This window comes from Natronococcus sp. A-GB1 (assembly GCF_029688845.1).
In the GTDB taxonomy this organism is placed as follows: domain Archaea; phylum Halobacteriota; class Halobacteria; order Halobacteriales; family Natrialbaceae; genus Natronococcus.
Map to the genome: position 1 here is coordinate 137,299 of NZ_JARUKW010000011.1, position 11,893 is coordinate 149,191.

Consider the following 11,893-nt stretch of genomic DNA (forward strand, 5'->3'; position numbering starts at 1 on the left):
AGTTATGCTGTGTCGATAAACGGCGTGGTCTCAACTCTTGCCTTCTTGGATCGGCCGCGAACGACGACCTGAAGCGTCGTTCCCGGATCCGCGTACTTGACCGGGACGTAGCCGAGTCCGATCGGCTGCTCGAGGGTCGGGCTCATCGTGCCGCTCGTGACCTCGCCGACGACTCGGCCCTCTGCGTTCGTGATGTCGTAGCCGTGACGCGGAACGCCGCGGTCGATCAGCTGGAAGCCGACCAGCTGCTCTTCGATGCCGTCCTCGTTCGCCTCGATCAGGGCGTCCCGGCCGACGAACTCGGTGTCGAGGTCGACCGCGAAGCCGATCCCCGCCTCGTAGGGAGTCCGCGGATTCGACTCGAGATCGAACTCCTGGCCGGCGAGCAGGAGTCCCGCTTCGATCCGGAGCGTGTCGCGGGCGCCGAGCCCGCAGGGCTGACACTCGAGTCGGGACCAGACCGTCTCGGCCTCGGACCACGGGACGACGATTTCGAACCCGTCCTCCCCGGTGTAGCCGGTGCGGGCGGTCCAGCACTCGACGCCGGCGACGGTTGCGCCGGTGGCCTCGAACCGACCCAGCTCGGTCGGCGCGTCCTCGGAGACGTCCTCGAGCAGGTCGGCCGCGTTCGGTCCCTGCAGGGCGAACATCGCGTACTCGTCGGTCTGGTTGTCGACGGTGGCCTCGAGATCGAACTCGTTGCGGTAGCCGATCCAGCGCTCGTGGGTCGCCTCGTCGGTGCCCGCGTTGGGGACGAAGAGGTAGGTCGCGTCTCCGTCCTCGTCGGGCAGCCGGTAGACGACGGTGTCGTCGATGATCACGCCGTCCTCGTCGGTGATCGCGGCGTACTGGGCGTCGCCGACCTCGAGGCGGGTCACGTCGTTGGTCGTGAGCCGCTGCATCAGCGTCGTGGCGTCCGGGCCGGTGACGTGGATCTGACCCATGTGAGAGACGTCGAAGATCCCGACGTCTTCCCGGACCGCCCGGTGTTCCGTCTGGATCGAGTCGAACTCCACGGGCATGTCCCAGCCACCGAACTCCGTAAACTTCGCTCCACGATCGGCGTGGATCCCACGCAACGGCGGCGTCTGAAGCGGCATAGTCGGCTTGACACTCCGGGGGTAGTAATGTCTTTTCGTCGGTCGTAGCCACACCACAACCGGCGTCGTCGAGGCGCTCCGAGAAGATCCGACGGAAGCGAGCTGTTCAGCCCTCGTACTCGGTGATCGTCAGCGTGTAGTCGCCGCTGCCGCTGTAGGCGTCGACGAGCACGTGCAGGTCCGCCGCCGTATCGGGATCCTCGATGACGATCTCCTCGTCGCTGCCCCACGTGTAGGAGATGTGATCGTAGTCACTGGTCGTCGGACACTGGTCGCGCTCGTTCGCATAGAGGTCAAACGTGGCGTCGCTTGGCCCCTCGAGGTCGACGATGACCCGACTTGTGGAGTCGAACTGCCAGCCGTAGGTCCAGCAGTCGCTGTCCCAGGAACTCGAAAGCGAGTCCGTTACCGTAGTTGTCTCCTCGCCGTCACCGGGATCGTCTCCGCCGTCGTCGTCATCGTCGTCGTCGCCGTCACCCGGATCGGTGTTGACGGCGTTGTCGGCGTCGACGCGACCGGACCCCTGCTCGTCCTCCGGAAGTCCGATGTCGACGGCGGTCGCCCGCAGGTGGTCGCGGAGATCCTCGTTCGACAGCCCCTCGTGAGCCGACAGCGCCAGTCCCGCGACGCCAGCGGCGACCGGCGACGCCATCGACGTTCCCGAGTACTCGTCGTAATCGTCCCAGTTGACCGCCGAGAGAACGTTCGATCCGGGCGCGGCGAGTTCGATCTCCGGGCCCGTGTTCGAGAAACTCGAGAGCGACTCGTTCTCGTCGAGCGAGGAGACCGCCACGACCGTGTCGTACGCCGCCGGGTAGGAAACGCTGCCGCCGTGGTCGTTGCCCGCCGCGGCGATCGGCAGCGATCCCGCGTCGAAGGCGTACTGGCAAGCGTCGTCCATCGTGCTGGAGTAGCCGCCGCCACCGAGCGAGAGGTTGATGATCTCGGCGCCCTGGTCGGCCGACCACTGGATGGCATCGGCGATGTCCGACAGCGATCCCCCGCCGCTATCGTCCAGCGCCCGCGCCGACAGCATCGAACAGTTCGAAATACCGGCGTGACCGGTTCCGTTATCGGTGACGCCGGCGGCGATCCCGCCGACGTGGGTACCGTGATCCTCGCCCTCGCTGACGGGATAGGGATCGCTGCCGCTACCGGCGAAGTTCTCCCCGAAGTCCGAAACGCTGTCGTCCATGTTCTCCTCGAGGTTCGGATGATCGTACTGGATTCCCTGGTCGACGATCGAGATCGTCACGTCCGAATCGCCCAGTGTTGTCTCCCAGGCGCCCTCGCAGTTGACCTGCTGGGGCGCGTACTGGTCGCCGTACTGGGGATCGTCCGGGGTGTAGAACGCCTCGACGGTCGCGTTGTCCTCGGCGTATTCGATGTCACGGTCTTTCAGTACGTTCTCTTTGAAGTTCTCCCTGGCCTGTTCGTCGGCGTTCGAGGGGAACTCCACCGCGACGTAGCCGAGCGTCTCGTTGGCGTGGACGATGGCGGCGTTGTTCGGGATCTTCGGTTCGACCGTCTCCTCGGCGTTCGAGATCGTTTCGTCGACACCGACCAGGATCTCGTCCTTCTTCGGTCCCGGTTCTCGACCCGGTGTCGCCGTCGCGACGCCACCGAGCCCGAGAACGGCACCCAGTGTGCCCGTCGCTTGTAGTATGGTTCGCCGACTCGTATGGTGGATGCCATCTTCTGACATGATACGAATGGTCAGATGATAACACCATATTAAATGCTTATGGAACAGCATACAATTTACTCTCATAATATCAATACTATCGTAAGTATGGCGAAGAATCCCTCTCCCACTGGTTTGGTAGTAACGTGTGAATTCTCAGTTCCTCATCCGTGGAAATTAAATCTAGTGAGTGTTTATTTGAGTGCGTGATTTTTGCCAACGGTCGAAAGTAAGCTATCCCGGGTTCGGTAAGCACGTCCTCGTAACCGTCCGTAAACCGAACCAAAATTACCGGTGATATCGGTACCCGATTTTCGATAGTATCGTACCGGGCCGGCCGAGACGACTCCAGGGGCGGATCGTTTCGTCACACCTTTTTTACGAGGGGTGAAAGCACCGGCCATGTTCGACCGCCTCCGGGCCCGGTTCGACGCCGGCGACGATCGCCAGACGGTCGGTCTCTTCGTTGACGGGCCGAACGTTCTTCGCGACGAGTTCGACGTGGACCTAGACGATCTCCGGACTGCAGCCGAGGATCTCGGCAGGGTTGGCGTCCTCAGGCTCTACCTCGACGAGCATGCTACGCCCGGGCTCATCCAGGCCGCGGAGGCTCGCGGCTTCGAGGTGATCGTTACCAGCGGCGACGTCGACGTCAAACTCGCCGTCGATGCGACCGCCCTGGCCGGCGAGGACGCAATCGATCGGCTGGCGATCGCCTCGCGGGATACCGACTTCAAGCCCGTCCTCGAGCACGCCGGCCGGACCGGTCTCGGGACGATCGCGATCGCGCCGGGCAGCTACGGCCGTTCGGACGCGCTGCGAAACGCCGCCGACGAGGCGGTAACCCTCGACGAGTAGCGGGTGGGGAAGTACCGATTCCGAACGCTACGAGTCGGTGACTTTTCACCCGCCGCGCCCCCATCTGCGGATATGATCGACGACGATCAGCCGGTGCTGGACAACCACCTCCACCTCGATCCGGACAACAACCGCGGGATCGATGCCGTGCGCGATTTCGTCCGCGTCGGGGGCACTCACATGCTCGTGGTGAACAAACCCTCCTGGCACCTCGGGATCGAGGCCGACGCTGGCGAGGATTTCAGACCCGTCTTCGAACGAACCCTCGAGATTGTCGCCGACACCTCGGCCGAGTTGCCGGGTCGAGCCTGGCCCGTCCTCGGCGTCCATCCGGGTCTGATCTCGCGGCTCGTGGACGAACGAGGGTACGCTCCCGAAGAGGCACGAAAGATCATGCGGGGCGGGATCGACGTCGCCGCGGAGTACGTCGAATCGGGCGACGCGCTGGCGCTGAAATCCGGTCGACCCCATTATCCGGTCGACGACGACGTCTGGGCAGCCTCGAACGCCGTCATGCGTCGGGCGTTCGAGCACGGAGCGGAACTCGAGTGTGCCGTCCAGCTCCACGCCGAGGGCGGCGAGGATCTCACCGAGGTCACGGAGTGGGCCGTAGAGGCCGGGCTCCCCGCCCAGAAGGTGGTCAAACACTACGCGGGCGGGCGCCTCGAGGGACCGATCCCGAGCGTCATCAGTGAGAAGGACGAACTCGAGCGCGCGGCCGAACGCGGCGATCCGTTCCTGATGGAGACCGACTACATCGACGATCCGGACCGTCCGGGCGCTGTGCTGGGTCCGAAGACGGTCCCCCGGCGGGTCGCGTGGCTGCTCGAGAACGGGTACGACGACGCCGTCAGAAACGCCCACGTCGAGACTCCGAAGCAGGTGTACGGTATCGACACCGAATCGACGCTCGAGAACGACTGAACCGCCCGTTTGGGGACAGTCGTCACGGAATACAGGTAGAGAAAGGCATTTCAAGCGGCCGGTGTAGGTGTCTGTATGAGCAATCCCCCCACCGAGTACTACTCGGCGGAGCGCTGGCAGAACTGGATCGATCGTATCAAAGACGAAGAGATCGATCCGGAAGACGAGGACTCGGCACGACTCCTCTTGAATCTGCAGGACGACACCGCGATCGCGATCGCGAAGATCGTCGCCGACTACGACGACGGCGAACTCGAGCAAGAGGAGGCGCTCGGCGAGATCGAGGACGTCCGCGAGGTCGTCCTCGGCGAGGTCGATATCGAGGATGAGGAGAAGCTGATCCTCGTCGACGGCGTCCAGACGAGTCTGGTCTGTGTCTTCTTCGCTGCCGAGGAGTACGTCGCTAACGGTCCGGCCGAGGAGGGGACCGTCGCCGACTACCTCGGGGCGGCCGCCGACGCCGAGGCCGAGGAGAACCTCGACGCGGCGCTGGGGTACGCCGCCCAGGCCGGCACGCTCGTCATCGACGACGAGGAACTCGATATGGGCGTCGCCGAGGAGTTCGAGTACGGACTCGTCACCGAGTGGATCAACGGCCTCGACAGCCTCCAGAGCGCGATGAGCGATCCCGAGGTCGTCGAGGAAGACGAGGACTGACTCTCGTAGCGCTTTCTCTCCGATCGGTTCGACAGCCGACGAGCGATTCTCCCGCGATACCCGTCGTCCGGACCGACCGGTTCGTCGATCGTCGCTCCCGGAGCGACTCGCACCGTCGACGCGGTGTTCGACGACCGTCGAAACGACGAACGACAATATCATATAGATCGGACAGTACTCCCATACTATGACCACAGTCGGTATCGACGCCGTCGAGATCTGGACCGGGAACCTCAAGCTCGACCTCCCCGGCACCTTCGCCCCCCAGAAGGGCGAGGATCCGGAGAAGTACACGAAGGGGCTGGGGCTCAACGCCAGCTCGTTCCCCGACAGCTACGAGGACATCGTCACGATGGCGGCGAACGCGGCCCACCGACTGATGGACCGCAAGGGCCTCGAGCCAGACGACGTCGGCCGGATCGACGTCGCGACCGAGAGCGCCTTCGACAACTCGAAGCCCGTCTCGACGTACGTTGCGGGCTGTCTCGAGCAGGTGTACGACGGCGACTTCCACCACGCCAACAAGGGCGAGCGGAAGTTCGCCTGCATCGCCGGTACCCAGAGTTTGGACGACGCCTACAACTGGATCCGCGCTGGTCGCAACCGGGGTCGGGGCGCGATCGTGATCGCGACCGACACCGCGCTGTACGCCCGCGGCGACGCCGGCGAGGCGACCCAGGGTGCGGGCGCCGTCGCGATGTACATCGCTGAGGACCCCGATCTGGTCGAGCTCTCGCCCGAACAGGGGTACGGCTCGGCCGACGAGACGGACTTCCTCAAGCCCAACCAGCAGTTCCCCTCCGTCGACGGGAAGCGATCGGTGCAGGTGTACCTCGCCCGGATGCGCGAAGCCCTGCAGGACTTCGAGAGCGTCGCGGGCGACGTCCACCCCGACGACATCGCCTTTATTCCGTTCCACACCCCGTTCCCCGGAATGGTTCGCAAGGCCGGCCTGCTCGGCTACCGCTACATTACGCGGGATACCGCCATCGAGGACGAACTCGCCGAGGAGATCGGCCGCCAGCCTCGAGAGGAGGCGTTCGACACCGAGGACGACTACCACGAGGCCGTTCGGGAGTACACGGACGCCCTGAAGGGGACCGACCGCTACCAGCAGTGGTACGCCGAGACCATCGACCCGACGCTGACGGTCTCCCGGGAGGTCGGCAACTGGTACACCGGTTCGGTCCACATCGCCCGCATCAGCGCGATGAAACACGCCCTCGAGAACGGCCGGGACCTGACCGGCGAGACGCTGCTGGTCGGCTCCTACGGCAGCGGCGCCCAGGCCGAGATCCACGCCGAGACCGTCTGCGAGAGCTGGAGCGAGGAGATCGAGGCGCTGAACGTCGACGAGCAGCTCGCGGCCCGCTACGACATGAGCTGGGAGGATTACGAGGAGGTCCACGACGCCCACAACCACGAGATGGACGTCGACGTCGAGGAGTTCACGACGCCTGAGGAGGAGTTCGTCTTCGACGGCTGGGGCCGAATGGGCGAGCGTAAGTATCGGTACGTCGAGTAGCGGTTTTTTAGCGTAGATTTTTGCGAGTCGAGCGCGTTTGTGAGCGAGGAAAAAGGTACGTCGGTATGGGCGAGCGCAAGTATCGGTACGTCGAGTAGCGGTTTCGAACTCCGTTCGGCGATCCCGAAGGACTCGCCAGTCGGCCGGGAACCGGATCAGGAATCAGTCTCGGCTGGGTGGGACGGACCGTGACGTAGACGACGATGTACCTGCCGGCGAGAGAATATAAGTCGTCCGGCGAAAGACATCAGATATGTCGAGACGAGAGATCGGGTTAGTCCGCGAACCGGAAACCGGCGACCGCCGTCAGGAGTGGAGCACCGTCGGGACGAACGACCTCCGGATCGAGCCCGAGGCGGCCGAGGCGATCGTCGACGCCCTCAGCGTCGACTGTGCCGGCTCGTTCAACCTCTTCTACCTCCTTCGCAAACACTACTGGACCGCGGAGGGGGCGGAGTTCCGCGAGGTCGCCGCGTTCCTCGAGGGAGCGTACAAACGGGTCCGTGCGATCAACGACGACCTCGCGATCCGGATCGTCGAACTCGGCGGGATCCCGCCGAACACGCCGCCGACGATCCAGGAGCGCGCCGCGGTCCACCTCGAGGCCGAGGACCTGTACGATCTGCGCGCGTCGCTCGCGGGCGACCTCGAGGGGTACGCGACGCTGGTCGCGAGCGTGCGCGATCACATCGAGTTCGCCCGCGAGGTAGGCGACTTCGGAACGGCCGAGCGACTGGACGACCACCTGACGACCCTCGAGGACGACGCCCACGCGATCGAGCAGTTCCTCGAGAGCGACACGCTCGTGCTAACGGAGGCGACGAAGTAACATGGCGAGCGAGCCACACCTCCGAAGCCACGGCGCGGACCGCGTCCGCCAGGAGTGGAACACGATCGGTGAGAACGAACTCGGAATCGATCGGGACGTAGCGGAGGAGATCGTCGACGCGCTGAACGACGAGCTCTCGGGACTGTACATCCTGTTCAACCAGGTACGCAAACACTACTGGCTGCTCGAGGGAGCCGAACGCGAGGATCTCGGGGGCTTTCTCGAGGCCGCCGCCGATCGACTCGCGGAGACGACCGACGCCCTCGCGGTTCGCGTCCACGCCCTCGGCGGGGTGCCGGTCTGCGGTCCGATGGGGATCCGCCAGCACGCCCCGCTCCATATCGAAGCCCCACACCACTACGACGTGCGATCGTCGCTCGAGCGCGATCTCGACGGCTACGCGACGCTCGCGGCGCTGTTTCGCGACCACGTCGAGCACGTCGAGCGAGTCGGTGATACGGCCACCGGCGAGCTGCTTCGCGAGCGTCTCGTGGTCCTCGAAGAGGACGCCCACGTCCTCGAGCGGTATCTCGCCGAGGACACGCTCGTTCGGCGCGAGGCGCTCGACTGACGGCTCGTCAGGACCGACTTACTCCCGCCACCGCTCCCGCTCGGCCGCCCGCGCCCGCGACTCGAGTTCGTCGGCGTCGGTGTCGTGCTCGAGCGTGACGTCTCCGCCGTGGGCGTGTACCACGGACGCGTCGAGTCGCGAGCCCGCGAACTCGGAGTTGGCCTCGTCCGGATCCGAGTTCGTCTCGCCGTCGTCGGACCCGGACAGCACGCGCGCGAGAAGGGTTCGGAGCATGGCCCCTCGTTCGGACGCGAACGTGATAGCTGTTTGTCCGTTTCGGTCGTGACGTGGTACCGGTTCGAACCTGAACCCGAACGCGTACGGCCGTTCGGGACTCGGTCGCTCGAGCCCGAAGCCGAGCGTGGCTCGAGGCGAAACCGATTACCCTGTCCGGCGGATAGCTCGAGCAACGAGTACCGCTTCCCGATCGCCCTCGACTCCGACCACACATGGATCCGTTTACCCTCCTCGGCATCGACGTCGCGCTGTTTTTGCTCATCGGCCTGCTGGCCGGTGCCCACTGTATCGGGATGTGTGGCCCGCTGGTCACCGTCTACGCGGGCCGGATGGACGCCGGCGCGGCGACCGGGAAACGCGGTTCGCACCTCTCGACCTACGAGGTGCGCCAGCACGCGCTGTTCAATCTCGGTCGAACCGCGAGCTACACGCTCCTCGGTGCCCTCTTCGGTGCGCTCGGCGGTCTCCTGTTCGTCACGACCGACTCGCTGACGCCCCTGGTCGAACCGATCCGGGGCGGCGTCGGCCTGCTCGTCGGCGGCTTCGTCATCGCCACCGGGATCTACTACCTGCTCGGCCGGACGACGGGGGGGATCCACCTGCCCGGCCTCGAGCGCCTGACCGGCTGGCTAATGGGCCGCGTCGATCGGCTCGCGAACGGCCCCGGCATCGTCGGGCTGGGGGCGATCCACGGGCTGCTCCCCTGTCCGATTCTCTACCCGGCGTTCCTCTACGCGTTCGCGACCGGGTCGCCGGCCGGGGGAGCCCTCGCGCTCGCGGCGCTGGGGATCGGGACCGTTCCCGCGGTGTTTCTCTACGGCACCGTCGTCGAGTCGGTCGACGTCGTCCACCGCCAGCGAGTCCACCGCCTGCTCGGGGTCGCGTTCGTCGTGCTGGGCTACGTCCTCTTTGCCCACGGGCTGATGAGCATCGGGATCCACCTGCCCCATCCCGAACTCCCGTTCTACGACGGGATCGACGCGCCGGGCGCGGACGGCCACGATCACTAACTCATGACCGACTACACTCACGAAGCCGGTTGCACGCTGTGTGAACTCCCCGTCGAGGGCAGCGACGTCACCGACGACGAGGGGAACCGCTTCTGCTGTGTCGGTTGCCGGGACGTCTACGACGCGCTCGGGGACGTCGAGGACGTCGCCCCCGAGGACGTCCGTCGTCAGCGCGAGGACGACGGGACTCGAGAGGTGCCTGCCCATCACGAGTCGACCTATCTCGAGGTCGACGGGATGCACTGTGCGACCTGTGAGGCGTTCATCGAGTCCGCGGCGCTGCGAACCGAGGGCGTCAGTAACGCCGACTCGAGCTACGTCACCGACACGGTCCGGATCGATCACGATCCCGACGCCGTCTCACAGGCCGAACTCGAGGAGGCGATCAGCGGGCTGGGCTACAGTGCCTACGACCGCGAGGACTCGTTCATGCGACGGAAGGCCGACAACTGGATGATGGGCCGGATCATCGTCGGCGTCCTCATGGGGATGATGGTGATGATGCAGTACCTGCTGATCATCTACCCGACCTACTTCGGCGGGCTGTTCTACGACCAGCGGACGTACGAGTTCCTCAGTCAGGCGCTGGCGAGCGAACTTGCAACGCCGTTCTACCTGATGATCGCCGCGCTGACGACGATCGTGCTGGGCGTGACCGGCAAGCCGATCCTGCAGGGAGCCTACGTCGCCACGAAGACCCGGTCGCCGAACATGGATCTGCTGGTGACGATCGCGGCCGTCAGCGCCTACCTCTACAGCACGCTGTCGATCGCCGTCGGCGGCGACCACATCTACTACGACGTCACCGTCGCGATCATCGTCATCGTCTCGGTCGGCAACTACTACGAGTCGACGATCAAGGAGAAGGCCACCGAGCGCCTCTCGGATCTCACCGCCGTCCAGATCGACGAGGCCCGTCGCGTCGGCCCGGACGGGAGCCACGAGGAGGTCGCCGTCGACGACCTCGAGCCCGACGATCGGCTCCTCGTGCGGGCCGGCGAGCGGATCCCCGTCGACGGCGAGGTCGTCGAGGGTGAGGTCGCCGTCGACGAGGCCGTCGTCACCGGCGAGTCCCTGCCCGTCGGGAAGACGGCCGGCGACCAGGTCGTCGGCGGCTCGCTGGTCACCGACGGCGCCGTCACCGTCCGCGTCGGCGAGGACGCCACCAGCAGCCTCGATCGGGTCACCGAACTCGTCTGGGACCTCCAGAGCTCGAGCCACGGGATCCAGAAGCTCGCGGACAAGCTGGCGACGATCTTCGTCCCGCTCGTCCTCGTGCTCTCGGTCGTCGTGACGACGATCTACCTCCTGACCGGTGCAGGCGTCGCCGAGGCCCTGCTGATCGGGCTCACCGTGTTGATCGTCTCCTGTCCGTGCGCGCTCGGGCTGGCGACCCCGCTGGCCGTCGCGGCGGGGGTTCGGGACGCCCTCGAGCAGTCGATCGTCGTCTTCGACGACACCGTCTTCGAGCGCATCCGCGACGCTGATACTGTCGTCTTCGACAAGACGGGGACGCTGACGACCGGAGAGATGACCGTCGTCGAGACCGATCTCGACGAGGAACTGCTCGAAAAAGCTGCCCGGCTCGAGCGCCGTTCGGCCCACCCGATCGGGCGGGCGATCGCCGCCGAGCGCCCCGTCGCCGACGGCGGCACGCTCGAGGCCGAGTCGCCCCCGGACTCGGCTCGGGCCGACGACGAGCCCGAGGACGCCCTTGCGACTCGGGGGGCAGCCGACGACGGTATCGAGTCCTTCGAGAGCCACCGCAACGGCGTCTCGGGCCTCGTCGGCGGCGACGAGATCGTCGTCGGCCACCCCGACCTCCTTCGCGATCGGGGGGTGACGGTCCCCGACGACGTCGCCCGCCGTATCGAAGCGGGTCGCGAGACGGGACGCGTCCCGGTCGCCGTCGGCCGAAACGGCGTCGCCGAGGGCGTGATCGTCGTCGGCGACGACCTCCGCGAGGGCTGGTCGGAGACGCTGTCGGCCATCGCGGAAACGGACACCGAGGTCGTCGTCCTCACCGGCGACGACGCCCGCGCGGCCCGTCGGTTCCGCGAGGAGCCGTCGGTCGACCGGGTGTTCGCGGGCGTCCCGCCGGAGGGGAAAGCCGAGACCGTCGACCGGCTCAAGAAGACGGGCCGGACGGTCATGATCGGCGACGGAACCAACGACGCCCCGGCGCTGGCCGCCGCCGACCTCGGGATCGCGCTCGGCGGCGGGACGGCGATGGCCGCCGACGCGGCCGACGTCGCGCTCGTCGACGACGACCTCGGCTCGGTCGACACCGTCTTCGAACTCGCGCGGGCGACCGACCGCCGAGTGAAGGGCAACATCGGCTGGGCGTTCTGTTACAACGGGATCGCGATCCCGCTCGCGGTAACGGGACTGCTCAACCCGCTGTTCGCCGCGCTCGCGATGGGAGCCAGCAGCCTGCTGGTCGTCACGAACTCCTCGCGGTCGCTGCTCGAGGACTGAGACGGCCGCCTACCGGTTTC

Annotated in this window: 11 protein-coding genes; 8 read left to right on the forward strand and 3 right to left on the reverse strand. The window is 66.1% G+C overall.

All coding sequences use genetic code 11. The features are described 5' to 3' along the window. Positions 1 to 2 precede the first annotated feature (2 nt). Positions 3 to 1,100, reverse strand: a complete 1,098-nt coding sequence (gene gcvT, locus QA600_RS14070; RefSeq protein ID WP_278292576.1) for a glycine cleavage system aminomethyltransferase GcvT — start codon at positions 1,098 to 1,100, stop codon at positions 3 to 5. Between the two features lie 106 nt (positions 1,101 to 1,206). After that, on the reverse strand, positions 1,207 to 2,805 hold the full coding sequence (locus tag QA600_RS14075; RefSeq protein ID WP_278292577.1) for a S8 family serine peptidase: 1,599 nt from the start codon (positions 2,803 to 2,805) through the stop codon (positions 1,207 to 1,209). A gap of 381 nt (positions 2,806 to 3,186) precedes the next feature. Between QA600_RS14075 and QA600_RS14080 the strand changes: the two genes are divergently transcribed. The 6 genes from QA600_RS14080 to dpsA (QA600_RS14105) all read left to right on the forward strand — a co-directional run bounded on the left by QA600_RS14080 (position 3,187) and on the right by dpsA (QA600_RS14105) (position 8,148). Then, positions 3,187 to 3,642 carry an NYN domain-containing protein gene (locus tag QA600_RS14080; RefSeq protein ID WP_278292578.1) on the forward strand — a complete coding sequence of 152 codons (456 nt, stop codon included), beginning with the start codon at positions 3,187 to 3,189 and terminating at the stop codon, positions 3,640 to 3,642. Between the two features lie 72 nt (positions 3,643 to 3,714). Beyond that, positions 3,715 to 4,566 (forward strand): TatD family hydrolase, encoded by an 852-nt coding sequence (locus QA600_RS14085; RefSeq protein ID WP_278292579.1) that lies wholly within the window; start codon positions 3,715 to 3,717, stop codon positions 4,564 to 4,566. 75 nt (positions 4,567 to 4,641) lie between these two features. Beyond that, entirely contained in the window at positions 4,642 to 5,223 is a 582-nt protein-coding gene (locus QA600_RS14090; RefSeq protein WP_278292580.1) for a DUF2150 family protein, read from the forward strand. Positions 5,224 to 5,410: 187 nt separating this feature from the next. Then, positions 5,411 to 6,748 (forward strand): hydroxymethylglutaryl-CoA synthase, encoded by a 1,338-nt coding sequence (gene hmgB, locus QA600_RS14095; protein WP_278292581.1) that lies wholly within the window; start codon positions 5,411 to 5,413, stop codon positions 6,746 to 6,748. Positions 6,749 to 7,001: 253 nt separating this feature from the next. Then, on the forward strand, positions 7,002 to 7,577 hold the full coding sequence (gene dpsA / locus QA600_RS14100; protein WP_278292582.1) for a DNA starvation/stationary phase protection protein DpsA: 576 nt from the start codon (positions 7,002 to 7,004) through the stop codon (positions 7,575 to 7,577). Between the two features lies 1 nt (position 7,578). Then, positions 7,579 to 8,148, forward strand: a complete 570-nt coding sequence (gene dpsA, locus QA600_RS14105; protein ID WP_278292583.1) for a DNA starvation/stationary phase protection protein DpsA — start codon at positions 7,579 to 7,581, stop codon at positions 8,146 to 8,148. An 18-nt stretch (positions 8,149 to 8,166) separates the two neighbouring features. Here the strand turns inward: dpsA (QA600_RS14105) and QA600_RS14110 are convergent, their stop codons facing one another. Beyond that, positions 8,167 to 8,382 carry a hypothetical protein gene (locus QA600_RS14110; protein WP_278292584.1) on the reverse strand — a complete coding sequence of 72 codons (216 nt, stop codon included), beginning with the start codon at positions 8,380 to 8,382 and terminating at the stop codon, positions 8,167 to 8,169. Between the two features lie 215 nt (positions 8,383 to 8,597). Here QA600_RS14110 and QA600_RS14115 point away from each other — a divergent pair, with 215 nt between their 5' ends. After that, entirely contained in the window at positions 8,598 to 9,395 is a 798-nt protein-coding gene (locus QA600_RS14115; protein ID WP_278292585.1) for a sulfite exporter TauE/SafE family protein, read from the forward strand. A 3-nt stretch (positions 9,396 to 9,398) separates the two neighbouring features. Then, a complete protein-coding gene (locus QA600_RS14120; protein WP_278292586.1) occupies positions 9,399 to 11,873 on the forward strand; it encodes a cation-translocating P-type ATPase in 2,475 nt (824 codons plus the stop codon). Positions 11,874 to 11,893: the final 20 nt, after the last annotated feature.